This window comes from Mycolicibacterium sphagni (assembly GCF_002250655.1).
Lineage (GTDB): Bacteria > Actinomycetota > Actinomycetes > Mycobacteriales > Mycobacteriaceae > Mycobacterium > Mycobacterium sphagni.
Map to the genome: position 1 here is coordinate 1 of NZ_NOZR01000026.1, position 17,186 is coordinate 17,186.

Annotated in this window: 14 protein-coding genes; 7 read left to right on the top strand and 7 right to left on the bottom strand. The window is 64.7% G+C overall.

Annotated elements, in window-relative coordinates; all coding sequences use genetic code 11:
* The first annotated feature begins 108 nt into the window (after nt 1-108).
* A complete protein-coding gene (locus tag CG716_RS24125; RefSeq protein WP_094483660.1) occupies nt 109-813 on the top strand; it encodes a hypothetical protein in 705 nt (234 codons plus the stop codon).
* Nucleotides 814-815: 2 nt separating this feature from the next.
* On the opposite strand, the gene CG716_RS24130 is transcribed toward CG716_RS24125, so the two are convergent.
* Complete coding sequence (locus tag CG716_RS24130; RefSeq protein WP_272938287.1) at nt 816-2,708, bottom strand: ABC transporter ATP-binding protein/permease; 1,893 nt, start codon at nt 2,706-2,708, stop codon at nt 816-818.
* Between the two features lie 163 nt (nt 2,709-2,871).
* Between CG716_RS24130 and CG716_RS24135 the strand changes: the two genes are divergently transcribed.
* Nucleotides 2,872-4,641 carry an ABC transporter ATP-binding protein gene (locus tag CG716_RS24135; protein ID WP_094483662.1) on the top strand — a complete coding sequence of 590 codons (1,770 nt, stop codon included), beginning with the start codon at nt 2,872-2,874 and terminating at the stop codon, nt 4,639-4,641.
* A 121-nt stretch (nt 4,642-4,762) separates the two neighbouring features.
* Nucleotides 4,763-5,473 carry a hypothetical protein gene (locus tag CG716_RS24140; RefSeq protein WP_094483663.1) on the top strand — a complete coding sequence of 237 codons (711 nt, stop codon included), beginning with the start codon at nt 4,763-4,765 and terminating at the stop codon, nt 5,471-5,473.
* Nucleotides 5,474-5,500: 27 nt separating this feature from the next.
* Here the strand turns inward: CG716_RS24140 and CG716_RS24145 are convergent, their stop codons facing one another.
* From CG716_RS24145 to CG716_RS24160, 4 genes are all read right to left on the bottom strand, one after another.
* Nucleotides 5,501-5,986 (bottom strand): hypothetical protein, encoded by a 486-nt coding sequence (locus CG716_RS24145; protein ID WP_094483664.1) that lies wholly within the window; start codon nt 5,984-5,986, stop codon nt 5,501-5,503.
* A gap of 140 nt (nt 5,987-6,126) precedes the next feature.
* Nucleotides 6,127-9,018: an MMPL/RND family transporter gene (locus tag CG716_RS24150; RefSeq protein WP_094483665.1), complete on the bottom strand. Its 2,892-nt coding sequence runs from the start codon at nt 9,016-9,018 to the stop codon at nt 6,127-6,129.
* Nucleotides 9,015-9,419, bottom strand: a complete 405-nt coding sequence (locus CG716_RS24155) for an MmpS family transport accessory protein (RefSeq protein ID WP_094483731.1) — start codon at nt 9,417-9,419, stop codon at nt 9,015-9,017. The genes CG716_RS24150 and CG716_RS24155 overlap by 4 nt, the downstream gene beginning before the upstream one ends.
* 166 nt (nt 9,420-9,585) lie before the next feature.
* A complete protein-coding gene (locus CG716_RS24160; protein ID WP_234818007.1) occupies nt 9,586-10,182 on the bottom strand; it encodes a TetR-like C-terminal domain-containing protein in 597 nt (198 codons plus the stop codon).
* Between the two features lie 76 nt (nt 10,183-10,258).
* On the opposite strand from CG716_RS24160, the gene CG716_RS24165 reads away from it, so the two are divergent.
* From CG716_RS24165 to CG716_RS24180, 4 genes are all read left to right on the top strand, one after another.
* On the top strand, nt 10,259-12,604 hold the full coding sequence (locus tag CG716_RS24165) for an arylsulfatase (protein WP_094483667.1): 2,346 nt from the start codon (nt 10,259-10,261) through the stop codon (nt 12,602-12,604).
* A gap of 110 nt (nt 12,605-12,714) precedes the next feature.
* On the top strand, nt 12,715-13,359 hold the full coding sequence (locus tag CG716_RS24170; RefSeq protein ID WP_420093220.1) for a L,D-transpeptidase family protein: 645 nt from the start codon (nt 12,715-12,717) through the stop codon (nt 13,357-13,359).
* A gap of 62 nt (nt 13,360-13,421) precedes the next feature.
* A complete protein-coding gene (locus CG716_RS24175; protein WP_094483733.1) occupies nt 13,422-14,114 on the top strand; it encodes a DUF1906 domain-containing protein in 693 nt (230 codons plus the stop codon).
* A 73-nt stretch (nt 14,115-14,187) separates the two neighbouring features.
* Nucleotides 14,188-14,631: a VOC family protein gene (locus CG716_RS24180; protein WP_094483668.1), complete on the top strand. Its 444-nt coding sequence runs from the start codon at nt 14,188-14,190 to the stop codon at nt 14,629-14,631.
* Between the two features lie 13 nt (nt 14,632-14,644).
* On the opposite strand, the gene CG716_RS24185 is transcribed toward CG716_RS24180, so the two are convergent.
* Nucleotides 14,645-15,841 carry an acyl-CoA dehydrogenase family protein gene (locus tag CG716_RS24185; RefSeq protein WP_094483669.1) on the bottom strand — a complete coding sequence of 399 codons (1,197 nt, stop codon included), beginning with the start codon at nt 15,839-15,841 and terminating at the stop codon, nt 14,645-14,647.
* A gap of 25 nt (nt 15,842-15,866) precedes the next feature.
* The gene (locus CG716_RS24190) at nt 15,867-17,177 is read right to left on the bottom strand and encodes an NtaA/DmoA family FMN-dependent monooxygenase (RefSeq protein ID WP_094483670.1); all 1,311 of its coding nucleotides are present in this window, start codon (nt 17,175-17,177) and stop codon (nt 15,867-15,869) included.
* Nucleotides 17,178-17,186 lie beyond the last annotated feature (9 nt).

Genomic DNA, 17,186 nt, shown 5'->3' on the forward strand with positions numbered 1-17,186 from the left:
TTAACGGGGGGTGAACGGTTGGTGTTGGCGTCGCTGGTGGGGGGTGGCGCTGCTAGCATCCGGGCTGTTGGGGCCTGTTCGGATTCGGTTGGGAGTCAAGGGAGAACCATGCTGACGATGCGCGATCACGACGTCGAGGACTACACGGTGCTGGCCGACATGGATGCCACTGATGTTGGTGTGCTCTCGGCGGAGGATCAGGCCTGTCTAGATGAGATCGGCCAGTATCTGGTGGCCACCGACACCTGGCAGCGTTTTGCGATCTGGCTGCTGCACAAGCACTTCGAACCCGCTCCCGGTGAGGTCTTCGTCGAGGCCGCTGTGCACGCCCCGCGTGGCACCCGCACCACCCCGCGTGGACGGGCCGCTGTTGCGGCGGTGCAGCCCACCTCGGTGCGGTTCGACACCGCCGGTGTGGTCGGGATGGAGTTCGCCGATCCCGGCGACTTCGGTGACACCGATCCCTTCGGCGACCAGGACGCCACCGTGCTGGCCGGTATCGCCGAACGGCTGGGCACCCACGGCAAGATCGACCGCTTCGGGGTCCGCCTGATCCGCAACCCCCTGGGCTTGACCGACGCCGAAGTCCTCCACGAAACCTGCGACACCAGCCACCGCACCCTGAACTGCACCGTCGGCAACCGCAGCGAATTTCTGGCTGACGACAACACCATTCAGACCGCATGGCGCTGGAAGGTCGTCGAGGGCAGCACCCAGCCGATGGTCATGCAGGACTGCACGGTCGTGTGCGTGCGCGCCGGCGAAGGACACGACATCCAGCACAACAACACCCCACCCGGCGGCGGGTTCTGACCTCAGGCCGCCTGCTCCAACCGCCAGCCGCCACCGCCGAGCAGTTCCAGGTGGCTCTGGTGGTGGCGGCGCAGTGCCTCATGGTGCGCGACGCTGACGACGATGGTGTCGGGTAGCTCGGCGCGCAGCAGGTTGTAGAGCGCGAGCTCCAGACCTCGGTCCAGTGCCGAGGTGGCCTCGTCGAGGAACACCGCCTTGGGCCGCATCAGCAGGATCCTGGCGAACACGATGCGCTGCTGCTCGCCGGGCGATAGCACCTTGGCCCAATCCCGGCCCTCGTCGAGGGAGTCGCAGAGGTGCGGCAGGAACACGGTGGTGAGCACCTCGCGGAGTTGATCGTCGTCGACCTCACCCGGTAAACCCGGATAGGACACCACGGTTCGCAGATCGCCGAGCGGGACGTACGGCAACTGGGAGGCGAACATCGTCTCGTGGTCTCCTCCGGGCGTCGACCATTGCCCGGCGGTCTTCGGCCACAGCTCGGCGAGGCTCCGTAGCAGCGTCGTCTTCCCGCTGCCCGACGACCCGGCGATCATCAACGAACCGCCCGGGTCCAGCCGCAGGTCCAGGCCCTCGATCAGCGGTGCACCCGACGGCGTGAGGACGTCGACGGACTCCAGGGTGATCGAACCGTCCGGGCTGGGAGCAGTGGCCAGGCTCGGTAGCGCGCGCGCTTGGTCGTTGGCCTCGACCAAGCCGTGCAACCGGATGATCGCGGCGTCGTAGGCCGCAAACTGGGTGTAGGCGTTGCGGAAGAACGAGAGCCCGCTTTGCACCCGCCCGAACGCGGTCGCCGACTGTGTCACGTCGCCGAGCCGGATGCTGCCTGCGAAAAGGCGCGGAGCCTGCAGCAGGAACGGCAACGGGAGGATCGCCTCGGTAGCGGAGTAATTCCATCCGATCAAGCCGATGGTCCGCCGGACGTAGCGGCGGTAGTTGGCGATGATCGCGTCGAACCTCTCCTTGAGCAATGCCCGCTCGGCGCGCTCGCCGCGGTAGAACGCGACGGCCTCGGCCGCATCCCGCAGCCGCACGAGCGCGTAGCGGAACGCGGCGTTGGTCTGCTCGTTGCGGAAGCTCAGCCGGATCAGTGGGTGGCCGATCCAGAACGCCGCGACGGTCGCGACAACCACGTACGCGAGCACGATCCAGAACAGTGCCTTCGGAACGGTCAGGCCGAATATCGTCAGAGTCCCCGCCAGGTTCCACAGGATCACGGTGAAGGAGCACACCGACAGGATCGAGTTCACCGCCCCGAACACCAGGATGCTCTGCGAGTAGTAGGTCGGCACATTCGGACCGGTGCCCACCCCGGTGGTCAAGACGTCGATGTCCTGCTGAATGCGTTGGTCGGGGTTGTCGATCGGATCGTTGAACCGGCACCGGTAATACGCCCGCCCTGCCAGCCAGTCACCGGTGAGGCGATCGGTCAACCAGATTCGCCAGCGGATGATGAAGCGTTGGGCCAGATAGGTGTCGAACACGATCCGCGCGATGTGCAGCGTGGCCAGTATGCAGAAGACGACCATCGCCATCCAGAACCCGTGGACACCCGAGCTGCGCTGCGCCGCATTGTGCCCACCGACGCCTTCGAACGCCATCTGCAGCGCCGAGTAGAGGTCGTTGTTGTAGTAGCTCTGCAGCACCGTGATCCGGACTTCGAGGATGACCGACAACAACATGGTCGCGAACATGCCCCAGACCGGCACGCTGGCCCTTCCGATGAAGTAGCCGCCGGTGACTCGCCAGAACCGGCCGCCCCACGCGGTATAGCGCATCAACGCGCCGCCGACGGCAAGCAGACATGACGCGCTCACCACCCACGCGATGAGGACCCAACTCGCGGATGCGGCAAGCTCATTGCCCCAGTCGATTGAAGGCCTGAACGTCTCCAATGGGCCACCCTCCTCACGCTGTGGCAGCCCACCGGGGGCGCCGTTGTCTGAGTATCGACCGAAGATGTGAACGCCCGCCAAACGTGGACGCGTCCCAGAGGCTCGCGGAATGCCCGACACCTGGGCTACCGTTCGGCTAAATGTGTCCGTCCTAGGAGACGTCGTGCCGCCTCTTCTTCGCGAACTGCTTCGTCCGCGCCGGCGGACGCTCGCGGTCATCGTGACCATGACTCTGGTGCAGATGTTGATGAGTCTGGCCGCACCCTGGCCGCTCAAAGTCATCCTGGACAACGTCGTCGGCAACCATCCACCGCCGCAATGGATTACCTGGCTCCTGCCGGTCATGGGCGGTGCCGGCAGAGTGCATCTGGCCGAGGCAGCCGGCGTTATGACGGTGCTCATCGCCTTGGTCGCCGGTGTCGCGATGTACGTCAGTAGCTACTTCACCGAGAGTTTGAGCCAGAACATCGGAAATGACCTGCGCGTGCGGCTCTATCACCATCTCCAGGAGCTGTCGCTGTCGTACTACGACTCCACCAGAGTCGGCACCATCATGAGCACTCTCACAGGCGATGTCCAGACAATTCAGGGTTTTGCGTCGACATCGACGTTGAACATCTTCACCGATGCCATCACGCTCTTCGGGATGATCGTGGTGATGTTCTGTCTGCGTTGGGATTTCGCCATCATTGCACTGGCCGTTACCCCGATGCTCGCCGTCTTCGTGTTCCGGGTCAACAAGATCATCCGGGTAGCGGTCCGGGAGGTGCGCACGCGGCAATCCGAACTGGTGTCAACGCTTCAGGAAGGCCTGCAGTCTATCGAAGTGGTGCAGGCGTTCTCGCGGGAAGACGCCCAGGAGAGGCAGTTCCGCGAGGCCAGCCTGGGTGCGGTGTACGCGTGGCTCAACGCGCGGCGGTGGTCGTCGTCGCTGGCGCCCGTGGTCAGCTTGGCGATCGCCCTGTGTACCGGGCTGGTGCTTTGGCGGGGTGCACTCCTCATTCTCACCGGGGCGATGACGGTCGGTGCGCTGACGGTGTTCCTGGCGTATCTGGCGAAGTTCTTCCAGCCGGTGCGTGATCTGGCACAGATGACCAACACGATCGCGCAGGTGTCGGTGGCGTTCGAACGGGTCATGGCGGTGTGTGACGCCGACAAGACCATCCCGGAGCGACCCATGCCCATCGATCCGCCGCCGTTTCGGGGTGAGATCGAATTCAAGAACGTCGCCTTCGGCTACGTCCCGGAAAGCCCCGTGCTGCGGGATATCACGCTGTCGATCCAGCCCGGCCAGATGGTCGGTGTCGTCGGTCCGACCGGCAGCGGTAAGTCGACCATGGCGAGCCTGATTCCGCGGTTCCGGGACCGTGACGCCGGCCTCATCACGATCGACGGTGTGGATATCAGCGACTACAAACTGCACGGCCTGCGCATGCAGATCGGGTTCGTGTTGCAGGACACCGTGCTGCTGCGCGGCAGCATCCGCGACAACATCTCCTTCGGCCGACCAGATGCCACCATGGAGGAGATCGTCAACGCCGCCCGGATGGCCAACGCTGACGAGTTCATCGTGAAGATGCCCGACGGGTACGACAGCCTGGTCGGTGATCGTGGGCTGACCTTGTCGGGCGGTCAGCGCCAGCGCATCGGAATCGCACGAGCCTTGATCCGCGACAACCCGATTCTCATCCTCGATGAGCCGACGGCCGCCCTCGACGCGCAGTCCGAGGACTTGGTCATCGAGGCCATGGAGCGGCTGATGAAGGGCCGCACGGTCATTACGATCGCCCATCGCCTGAGCACTCTGCGCCGAGCCGACAAGATCGTCGTGATCGACGACGGCGTGGTGGCCGAGGACGGCACCCATGAGGAGTTGTTGGCACTCGGCGGCATCTACGCGCACCTGCACCAGCTGCAATTCGGTAAGAAATAACCGGCGCAGGATCTTAACGGGGGGTGAACGGTTGGTGTTGGCGTCGCTGGTGGGGGGTGGCGCTGCTAGCATCCGGGCTGTTGGGGCCTGTTCGGATTCGGTTGGGAGTCAAGGGAGAACCATGCTGACGATGCGCGATCACGACGTCGAGGACTACACGGTGCTGGCCGACATGGATGCCACTGATGTTGGTGTGCTCTCGGCGGAGGATCAGGCCTGTCTAGATGAGATCGGCCAGTATCTGGTGGCCACCGACACCTGGCAGCGTTTTGCGATCTGGCTGCTGCACAAGCACTTCGAACCCGCTCCCGGTGAGGTCTTCGTCGAGGCCGCTGTGCACGCCCCGCGTGGCACCCGCACCACCCCGCGTGGACGGGCCGCTGTTGCGGCGGTGCAGCCCACCTCGGTGCGGTTCGACACCGCCGGTGTGGTCGGGATGGAGTTCGCCGATCCCGGCGACTTCGGTGACACCGATCCCTTCGGCGACCAGGACGCCACCGTGCTGGCCGGTATCGCCGAACGGCTGGGCACCCACGGCAAGATCGACCGCTTCGGGGTCCGCCTGATCCGCAACCCCCTGGGCTTGACCGACGCCGAAGTCCTCCACGAAACCTGCGACACCAGCCACCGCACCCTGAACTGCACCGTCGGCAACCGCGAGGAGCTGCTCACCGAGCACCACGCAGTTCAGACCGCATGGCGCTGGAAGCTCATCCACGGCACCACCACGCCTACCGTGATGCAAGAGTGCCAGGCGACCTGCCACAGCGCGGGTGAAGGGCACGATCTCGCCCACGACAGCATTCGTGACGACGAGTTCGGCAACGACTGAGTGTTGTCGCAGTCGGCTGCGCTGGGCCTAGGCGGCTGACTGCGCTGACCGTTTGGCCGGCGTTCGGGACTGCGCGCTGGACGCCGGTTTGATTGCGGCACTGCGAGAATTGCGCGCCATGCGGCGGTCGGCTCGCTGAATCCTGCGGTCGAGGACCCGCAGTTGGCGGTCAGTGAGGGTGAGATTCCGGCGCACCAACAGGTCGAGCTGTTCCCAGCTGAGTCCGTCGAGGTCGCCGTCGGCGTCATGGGTGGCGACGACGATGGCACCGGGCAGCAGGGGCACCGATTTCGCGGTGAATGTGGTTGTCGCCAAGAGCAGTTCGGTGGCGCGCACATTCACTCGGCTCTGGCAGCGGGCGGTGGACGGGCTGAACCAGAAGTCGAACTGCCGGTCGGTACTGGTCAGGCAGTGGAGCTGGTGGTTCTGGACGAGAAGATCGATATCGGCCTTGGTGTAGGCGCGTGTCTCATAAACGGTGCCGCGGGTGCTGAAGTAAAGGACTGTATTCATAGTGGTATTCCATCCGACTCTTTCTTCGCTGGTCAGGGAGGTGTCGACGCGTCAGCACCTGTTACCAAAGTTACCCATGTTGCAAATGGGACAAACCTAGATATCGATGTGGAAACAATGTGTCTTGGCTGACAACGGCTCTACAGCTTGGCGTCGTCGTCCCACAGCAGTAGTTGACGCACCGACTCGCGTGTTCCGTAGGGCCGCAGCATCGAGCTGGCCGGGCGCGGACGCACCCGCAGCGGCCACCAGAACCACCGGCCCAGCAGTGCGGCAATCGAGGGAGTCATGAACGATCGCACGATCAGCGTGTCGAACAGCAGACCAAGACCGATGGTGGTGCCGATCTGGCCGAGCACCAGAAGGTCGCTGAAGATGAACGACGCCATAGTGAAGGCAAAGACCAGGCCGGCAGCGGTGACGACACCGCCGGTGCTGGCCATCGCGCGGATGATGCCGGTATTGAGGCCGGCGCCGATCTCCTCTTTGAACCGCGATATCAGCAGCAGGTTGTAGTCCGATCCCACCGCGAGTAGCAGGATCACCGCCAACGCCAACACAACCCAGTACAGCGGCATGCCGAACAGGTACTGCCAGACCAACACCGACAGCCCGAATGAGGCTCCCAGCGACAGCGCCACCGTGCCGACGATGACCACTGCTGCCACGATGCTGCGCGTGATGAACATCATGATGAGCAGGATCAGGCTCAGGGCGGCGATTCCGGCAATCACCAGGTCGTACTTGGCCATGTCGGCGATGTCTTGATAGGTCGACGCGGTACCGCCGATGTAAATGCGCGACCCCGCCAGCGGTGTGCCCTTGATGGCCTCCTGTGCGGAGTGCCGGATCGCTTGAATATGCGAAAGGCCTTCTGGCGTTGCGGGATCGACGTCGTGGGTAATGATCATCCTGGCGGCTTTGCCGTCTGGGGAGAGGAACAGCTTCAGGCCGCGCTGGAATTCGGAGTTACTGAAGGCTTCCGGCGGGATATAGAACGAGTCGTCGGTCTTCGCAGCGTCGAACGCCGCGCCCAGGGCGGTCGCATTCTCCAGTGCCGCGGCAGTTTGGTCGTAGATGCCCGACTGGGTGGCGTAGTTGGTCATCGTCAGGTCGCGGTTCGTCTGCTGAGTGTCGATGTTCTGCGGGATAAGGGCCAGCAGTTTCGGCTGCAACGCATCCAGCTTGTCCAAACTTGCTGTGACATTGGCCAACTGGTCGGTCAGCGCGTCGATTCCGTCGAGCGCATCGAAGACCGACCGCAGCGCCGCACAGATCGGAATGTCGAAACAGTGCGGCTCCCAATAGAAGTAATTGCGCAGCGGCCGGAAGAAGTCATCGAAGTCGGAGATCTTGTTGCGCAGATCCCGCGCTACTTCGACGGTCTTGTGGAACGCCTCGACCTGCTCGTGAGTGGCGGCAGAGCTCTGCTGCTGCAGGGTGTACTGCTGTCGCAGGATGTTGATCGACTTGTCGATCTCGCCGACCTGCTTGATCAGGTCGGCGGCGCGCGCCTGCTGGAAGGGCAGGTTGTTGATCTGCCCGAGGCTGCCCGCGCTGATCTGGAACGGAATCGAGCTGTGGTCCAACGGGGTTCCCAGTGGGCGGGTGATGGACTGGACCATCGCGATACCCGGCGTGTGGAAGACGGCCTTGGCGACTCTTTCCAACAGGATCATGTCGGTGGGGTTCCGCAGATCGTGATTCGCCTCGATCATCAGCAGTTCGGGATTGAGCCGGGCCTTCGAGAAGTGCCGCTCGGCGGCCGTGTAGCCCACGTTGGACGGCGCATCGTCCGGCATGTAAGCGCCGACGTCGTAACTGGTCTTGTAGCCGGGCAGCGCGAGCAGACCGATCAGGGCGATCGCCAGCGAGACGACGAGAATCGGTCCGGGCCAGCGCACGATCGCCGTGCCGATGCGACGCCAGCCGCGGGTCCTCGTCCGTCGTTTGGGGTCCATCAGCCCGAAGTGGCTGGCGATCGTGAGCATGGCAGGGGCCAGGGTCACCGCGGCGATCAGCGCGATGAGCACACCGATAGCGGCCGGGATGCCGAGGCTCTGAAAGTAGGGGTTCCTGGTGAAATTCAAGCAGTAGACGGCGCCGACGATCGTCAGGCCCGAACCCAGGATGACGTGCGAGGTGCCGCGGTAGGTGTCATAGAACGCGGTCTCGCGATCCACTCCGGTCGCGCGCTCCTCGTGGTAGCGGCCGACGAGGAATATCGCATAGTCCGTGCCGGCGGCGACGACCAAAAGTGTGAGGATGTTCGTCGAGTACGTCGACAGGCCGATGAATCCGGAGTTGGCCAGCCACGCCACTATGCCTCGGGCCGCGGACATTTCGATGAGGACGGTAATCAGCATCAGGATCATGGTGACCAGCGAGCGGTAGACGATCAGCAACATGATCGCGATCACCCCGATGGTCAACAGGGTCACCTTCGTGGTGCCCTTGTCACCGGTCTCGAATTGGTCGGCAACCTGCGCTGCCCCGCCGGTGAGGTACGCCTTGACACCAGGCGGCGCCGGTGTGTGTTCGACGATGTCGCGGACGGCGTCGACGGAGGCCAGCGACAGCGCTTCGCCCTGATTGCCGGCCAGGAACACCTGAACGTAGGCCGCCTTGCCGTCTGGGCTCTGCGAGCCCGCAGCCGTCAGCGGATCGCCCCAGAAGTCCTGGACGTGCTGGACGTGCTTGTGGTCGGCGTCGAGGCGCCGGATCAGCTCGTCGTAGTACTTGTGGGCGTCGGCCCCGAGTGGTTGTTGACCCTCCAGAACGATCATCGCCGCGCTGTCGGAGTCGAACTCGCCGAAGACCTTGCCGATCCGCTGAAACGCCTGCAGCGATGGCGCGTCGGGTGAGCTCAGCCCCACGTTGTGGGCTTCACCAACGACCTCGAGCTGCGGTACCAGAGCGTTGGAGAGGACGGTGATCAGCAGCCAGAACAGCACGATCGGTATGGACAGCCGACGGCACCACCGCGCGGCGCGGTGCGTCCACGTCTCATCGGAGACCTGATGATCGCTCATCCAGACTTATCCAGGCAGTACGTGAAGGCGTTCAACGTGTTGACCGATCTTTCGTCTTTGACCACATCGTCGATCTTGATTCGGCAGCCGAGCGATTCACTGTCGCCCTGGGCGGAGACGTTAACGAAGACGGCCGGCTGGGTGGTGGTGGTGTCGTAGGACCAGGGCAGCGACACGGCGTCGGCGCGCTGCGGTTGGGCGTTGACGTCTGTGTACGTGATGGTCGCGGTGGTGCCCGGCGGTCCGAATACCTCCATGACAACCCGCTTGGGGTTGAACGGGACGATGTCGTTGGCGGAGCCGCTGGGCGTCGCGGTGACATTGTGAGAACCGAACACCCCGTGCAGCCGGAATACCGCGAAACCCGCGGCGGCCACCACTACCACGGCGACCAATATCATCCAGTTCCGCCGGGCCAGCGCTTCGACCGAAATCCTCTGCACCCGTTAGCCTTTCGATATCCGGCGACACGAACACTGGGCGGGGAGAGATCGGTGCCCGGTCAGGCAGGGCTGATCGCTCTAGCCGGTACGGTACGGTACTGGACCCTATGGAGCAAGGCGTCTCCTAACCGATCGGGCGGGTCAGGCTGGGGATGATGACGTTGTCAACGAGGGCCTGCACAGTATGTGCGGTAAGCGGGCGATTGGGGACGATCGACCGGAAGATCAGGTAGCCGGGCAGCAGATCCCACAGTTCTTCACTGACCGCGGCGGCATCGATTTCGCCCCGTTCGACCGCGTGCCGCAGGACCAGATCGATCAGGGCCTTGCGCTGGTCGAGGAACTGGTGCTGCATGGCCTCGCGTAGTGCTGCGTCGCGGGACACCTCGACCATCACTGCCCGGATGGTGGCGGAATGCCTGGTGGCGTGCTCGGTGATCGCTTCTCCGAGCCCCAGCAGATCGCCCCGCAGGCTGCCAGTGTCGGGAACGACGGCCGCCTGGCGGCAGCCCTCGATGAAGGCAGCCAGCACCAGCTCACCCTTCGACGGCCAGCGGCGGTAGACGGTCGCTTTACTCGCTTTGGCCGTGGCCGCGACGGCATCGACGGTCAGCCGCTCGTAACCGTGCTGCTGCAACAGCTGCAACGTGGCAGCGAGCAGCTCCGCTTCGCGCGGCGACCACGGCGAGGCTTCCGCCGCGAAGTCGGCAATACCGGTCACAGGGCCACCATAGAGCCGAGGTGCCGGTACGGTCCAGGACAGTACCGACTCGGCATGGGCACGGGAGGACGTCGCTGTGGAATTCCAGGGGAAGATCGCCGAGGACATCCGGGATTCGATTCCGGACTGGGGGCCCTATCGCGCCGCAACCGCGCCTGCCGACGCGCCGAACGTCCTCTACGTGTTGTGGGACGACACCGGTATCGCGACGTGGGACTGCTTCGGCGGGTTGGTCGACATGCCGAATATGAGGCGCATCGCCGAGCGCGGCATTCGGTTGACGCAGTTCCACACCACGGCGTTGTGCTCACCGACCCGGGCTGCCCTGCTCACCGGGCGCAACCCCACCACCGTCGGGGTGTCCTCGGTGGTGAACATGACCGAGGGATTCCCCGGCCAGAACGGGCGGATTCCCGCTCAGACCGCGCTGATATCCGAAGTCCTGGCCGAGCAGGGCTGGTCGACGTATGCCGTGGGCAAGTGGCACCTGGCCCCACCGGAGGACTGCCACGCCGCGGGATCCCGGCGGTATTGGCCGCTGGGCCGCGGGTTCGACCGGTACTACGGGTTTCTGGACGGCATGACCGACCAGTGGTATCCGAGCCTGGTCAGTGACAGCCGGCCCATCGATCCGCCGGCGAATCCCGAGCAGGGTTATCACCTGTCAAAAGACCTCGCCGACAACGCGATCGGCTTCCTGCGTGACCATCGGGCGTCGGCCCCCGACCGGCCGTGGTTCATGTACCTGTGCCCCGGCGCCGGGCACTCGCCCCACCAGGTCGCCGCCGAGTGGGCCGACAAGTACCGCGGCCGGTTCGATATGGGCTACGAACGCTATCGGGATATTGCGCTGGCCAACCAGAAGGAACTCGGGTTGCTGCCCGAGGACACCGAGCTGTCCCCGATGAATCCGTATGTGCGCTACACCAGCCCGGACGGATATCCGTGGCCTGAGCACGACACCGTCACCCCGTGGGATTCGCTGTCCGACGACCAGAAGCGGGTGTCCAGCCGCATGGCCGAGGTGTTCGCCGGGTTCCTCAGCTACACCGACGCGCAGATCGGCCGGGTGCTCGACTATCTGGAGGACACCGGGCAGCTGGACAACACGATCGTCGTCGCGATGTCGGACAACGGAGCCAGCGGCGAGGGCGGACCCACGGGGACCCTCGACGAGTTCACCCCCATGCGCGGCGGCGTGAACTCGGAGCCGACCATGGCCAGATACGACGAATTCGGTGACCCCGGAACGAAGATGAACTATTCCAACGGCTGGGCGATGGCCTTCAACACGCCCTACAAGCTGTTCAAGCGATACGCGTCCCATGAGGGCGGTATCGCCGACCCGTGCGTGGTGTCCTGGCCGAAGGGCCTGAACTCGCGCGGGGAGATGCGCGACCACTACGTCCATGTCAGCGATATCACTCCAACGGTGTACGACCTGCTCGGAATCGAACCACCCGCACGCGTCAAAGGCATTGTCCAGGGACCGCTGGATGGCACGAGTTGCGCTGCAGCACTGCGCAATTCGGACACCGCCAGCGTCAAGCACACCCAGTTCTACGCCATGATGGGCACCCGCGGCATCTGGCATGACGGTTGGTTCGCCAACACCGTGCATCCGCCGACGGTGGCGACATCAGGACAGCCGGGGTGGTCGAGATTCGGTGAGGATCGGTGGGAGTTGTTCCGCATCGCCGAGGACCGCAGCCAGGTCCGTGATCTCGCCGCCGAGCATCCCGACAAGCTCGACGAGCTCAAGGCGTTGTGGCATGACGAGGCGCTGCGCTGCAACGGATATCCCCTCAACGACCTGAGCGTGTCCGAGCTCATCGCCCGCGATGCGGCCAGAACAGCAGCGGCCCCGCTGCATGCGAGGTTCTATCCGGGCACACCGGCCGGCCATACCCCGATGAGCGGGTTGATCCGCGGGCGCAGCTTCGTACTTCGCGCCCCGGTGATGATCGACAGTGTCGACGCCCACGGGGTGATCTTCTCGCAGGGAAGCCGATCGGGCGGTCACGTCCTCTATATCGCCGGTGGTCGGCTGCACTATGCCGGCAATGTGGGCGGCCAGGAGCAGACCGTCACATCGGACGAGCCGATTTCGCTGGGGCGGTACGTCTTCGGTGTGCGATACACCCCGACCGGCGCAGGGGCAGGGCCACTTGACGTGCTCGGCGACGTGGCGCTGACAATCGACGATCGCGAGGTCGCAACCTATGCCGGCTTGCGGATGCCCGGCCTCGACCCCAAGCAACCCGTCTCGGCCGGCCGCAGTGTCGCGTACTCGGTGACCGCCGGCTACACATCGCCCAACCCATTCAGTGGCGGCGCCATCGACTTCGTCGAGATCGACTTCGGCGAAGCCGGTGCGCACCACCCCGATGCCGTCGTCGAGCTGGGTTTCGCGCGGGACTGACGCTGACCAGAGGCCAATTCGTTACCGGAACCGTTCACAGGTTGCGGTTACGATGAACGCGCTTTCAGCTGAGTCCAACACCCGGGGTGTGCGTGAAACCATTCAGAACAGTGGCCAGGGTCGCAGCGGTGCTGCTGTGCCTGCCGCTCGCGGCGCCCGCCTCAGCCGAACCACCGGCGCAGACCTCCCAGTGGATCGTCGTCGGCGTGCCCGCCGCCAATGCCACCACCGGCACACTGACCGCCTTCCAGCGCGTCGGTCAGGACTGGAAAGCGGTGCTGGGGCCCACGCCGGCCAAGGTGGGTGAGCTCGGCGTGGGCGCGCCCGCCGACGGGGTGTATCGGACTCCCGCTGGCACGTTCGGATTCGACCAGGCTTTCGGGCGCCAACCCGATCCGGGCACCAAGATGCCGTACTTCCAGGCGACCAACCAGGACTGGTGGGACGAGGACGGCAAGTCGGCCACGTACAACACCCATGTGCGCAGCGCGCAACAACCGTCCAGTATCGCCGAGAACCTCTACGACTCCGGCCCCGTCTACGACTACGCCGTCAACATCGCGTCGAATCCCCAACGCATTCCGGGCAAGGTCGCCGGGATCTTCCTGCATGTCACCGACGGCAAACCCACCTGGGGATGTGTGGCGGTCGGTCGCGACGAGATGCGTTCGATCCTGAATTGGCTTGACCCCGCGGCGAATCCGCAGATCACTATCGGTGTCGGGAGCCCGTCGCTCGTCACAGGCCAGTCGTGACGCCAGCCGCTTCACGGCGCGACGTCATCCGGTATGCGTTGACTGCGGCCGCCGGCGCCGCGATGCTTCCTGTTCCGAAGGCGTCCGCCGACGGATTGCGGCTGATCGACTTCGCCGTGCGACAGGTGGCGCCGGACCAGATCAAGGCCGCGGGCTACGACGGGGCGATGGTGTACGTCTCCGAGCTGCGGCCAGGCGCCACTTTCGATTTCAAGCCCGTCACCCGGGAGTACACCGACGGGCTGACCGCGGCGGGCCTGCACGTCGTGAGCTGCTACCAGTTCGGCAAGCCCGGCTGGCCCACGCCGTCGGACTTCACCCGCGGTTACGACGGCGGAGTGGTGGACGCCCAGACCGCACTTCGCCTGCACGGCGCGGCCGGCGGACCGGATTCGGCGCCGATCTTCTTCAGCGTCGATGAGGACATTTCCTCCGACACCTGGAAAAGCACGGCGATCCAATGGTTTCGGGGTATCAACTCGGTGCTCGGCGTCGAGCGCACCGGTATATACGGCGGCGCCCGGCAGTGCGGATGGGCGATCGGCGACGGCGTCGTCGGGCACTCCACGTCACCGGGGTATCGCTGGGCCTGGCAGACAAAGGCCTGGTCGGGTGGTATGCGGGAGCCCGCGGCGGTGCTATTTCAGACCGAGGTGGTCACCGCATCCGACCCGGGGGCGGTGATCGACGGCGTCAGCGTCGACGTCGACGATGTGCTGGCACCCGACTTCGGTCAGTGGGACCTCGCCCGCTGATCAGCTCGCCTTGAAGACGACGGTCTGCCCATCAAGCTGTCGGGTCATCGTTCTCAAGTTACGCTCTGGCCTCATGGACATGAAGCTCGAAGTGGTCGTTCTTCCCGTGTCCGATGTGGACCGGGCCAAGGAGTTCTACGTCTCATTGGGGTGGCGCCTCGACGCCGATATCGCCACCGGCGACGACTTTCGCGTCGTCCAGCTGACGCCGCCGGGGTCAGCGTGCTCGATCATCTTCGGTACCGGCCTCACCGTCACCGGGACCGCGCCCGTGACCGGATTGCATCTGGTGGTCAGCGATATCGATTCAGCGCGGGCCGAACTGGAAGCCGCGGGGGTGGAGGTCAGCGAGATCTTCCACGATTCCGGCGGGGTGTTCCATCATGCCGGTAACACAGCGCGGCTGAGCGGCCCCCACCCCGACCATGCCAGTTATGCATCCTTCGCGTCGTTCACCGACCCCGACGGCAACGGCTGGTGGTTACAGGAGATCACCACTCGCCTACCGGGCCGCTGAATTCGGGGCTCAGTTAGCGCGCCAACGCAGTCGTGCCCAGTACTTCGAGGACGGCATCGGTGTTGGGCGGGTGAAGCGAGCCGGTGCGGACATCGCGGTAGAGCCGCTCGAGCTCGTGCCGCCTGGACACTGCCGATGCGCCCACGACCTGGAGCGCGGAGTCGACGACGTCCCGTGCTGTCGCGGTGACGAACTCCTTCGCGGCCAAGGGGCGAAGCGCGTTCCAGTCACCTGACTGCGGCTGGGTGACGGACTCCAGAAAGGCCGCTGCCGCTTCCAGCTTGATCTCGCTCAGCGCTATCTGATGTTGTACGGCCGGCTTGTCGGCATGCCGGGCGACGTCGGCCCGCAATGAAGTCCGGTCTTGAGCGCCGAGGATGGCGAGATCCAAGGCGCGCCTGGCAACACCGAAGTACACGCCGGACAGCAGTGGGAGATACCAGGCCAGCAGCAGGCCGATGTAGTCAGGGTAAACGGGTCCGACGGGATGGCGGGCAATTGTCTTGTGCTCGTGCGCGACAGCACCGTCGAAGACGGTGTCGTGGCTGGCGGTGGCGCGTACCCCGAGCGCATCCCAGGTCTCCTCGATCCGCACGCCGGGATCGTCGCGGTCGACGAAGGTGTGCACGATCACCGGGTTGTCGGGATCGGAGTCGTCGCGGGCGTGGATTCCGATCTGGTGCCACACCGGGGTCAGTGAGGTGAACACCTTGCGGCCGGTGATCCGGTAGGAGCCGTCCGGCTGCGGGACGGCACGCACCTGAGCGTCATCGAGGCCCACGTCGTTGCCGGGCTCGCCGTGCCCGGCGGCGAATACCTGCCCAGCAGCGATGTCGGCGAGAAGCCACTCTGCATCGACGACTCCCTGCTCGACGGCGGTGGTGGCCGATCCAGCCCAATACAGGTGCATGTTGACCGCCAGTGCGGTGGCCGGTGCCCAGTATCCGAGGTGGCGCTGTTCACGGACCAGCTCGGTCAGCGACAGTCCCGCACCGCCCAGCCGTGACGGCAGGGGTGCCGTGAGGTATCCGGCAGCGACGAGCTCAGCGAAATCGTCTGCGAAGAAGCTGTTTTCGGCGTCATAGCCCGCGGCCCTGGAATGAAACCGTTGGTAGTCGTCATCCGTGAAGAACCGGCTACGGAAGCCGTCGGCTAACGGGCTCGTCCCGCTGACGAGGGTGGCGGTGCGACGTGCGTCGGTGACAGTCATGGGGTGATCCTCCCGGGGTGTTCGGTCAGTAGGACAGCAGGTTGTCCCTGAACAGCGTGTGGTCGTACTGGGTGCGGACCAACCCGCGCCGCTGCAGCTCCGGCACCAGCCCGTCGACCACCTCGATGACGTACTTGCGGGTGAGCCGCATCCCGGGGGCGGTGATCAGGAAGCCGTCGCCGCCCACTTCGGCCATCAACGCCTCCAGCTTGTCGGCGACCGTACTGGGCGATCCGACCAGAGCATCCTCGGTCGACAGGTAGGCCGCGGTGAGTTCCCGCAGTGTCTTACCGCTTCCGCGTTGGATGAAGGCTTCCAGAGATCCCTTCTCGCCGTTGGTCTCCAGGTCATCGGGCAGTGGCTTGTCGAAATCGAACTTGGTGAAGTCGATCTCGACGATCGCGGCGAGATGCGCCAGCGTTCGCTCGATGTAGTAGTCGTTGGTGACGATGCGATTGAGTTTGGCCCGAGCTTCCTCGTCGGTGTCCGCCAGATGCGGCGTGATGAGGAACAGCACCTTGATCGAGTCGGGATCGCGGCCGTATTCGACTGCGCGGGCCCGGATATCGTCGCGGTAGGCGATCATGCCCTGCGGGTCAGCCGCAGTTCCGACGACGGTATCGGCGTACTTCGCGGCGAAGTCCTTACCCTGTGGCGAACCTCCGGCCTGCGCCAGGACCGGGTGATATTGCGGTGAAGGCACGGTGTTCAACGGACCGCGACTGCGGTAGTACTCACCTTGGAAGTCGATGGTGCGCACTTTGGTGTAATCGGCGAACGTGCCCGTCTCGCGATCGCGTACCACCGCGTCGGGTTCCCAGGAGCTCCAGAGCTGCCGGACCAGGTCGACGTACTCGTGGGCACGGGCGTAGCGCTCATCGTGACGGGGCAGATGATCCAGCCCGAAGTTTTGTGCCGAGCGATCTTCTGCCGACGTCACCATGTTCCAGCCGAGGCGCCCCCCGGTCAGGTGATCCAACGTGCTACACAGCCGCGCCAGCAGGAACGGCGGATAGAACGTCGAGGACAGCGTCACGATCAGCCCGAGATGATTGGTGACGTTGCCCAGCAACGGAACCAGCGGCGCGGGGTCGTGCTTGGGGGAGTGCAACGCATGCTTGAGTTCGCGTTCGAAACTCCCGCCGTAGGCATCGGAGACCATCAACTTGTCTTCGAGCAGAAGGTAATCGAACTTCGCGCGCTCGAGATGCTGCACCAACTCGACGTAGAAGCTTCCCGACCAGTCCGCTCCGCCGGTGGAACCCCACTGGTCGTTCCATGCGTCGACACAGAAGTTGGCAAACCAGCCGAGGTGAAACTTTCTCGCATTCGCCACGTGACTGCC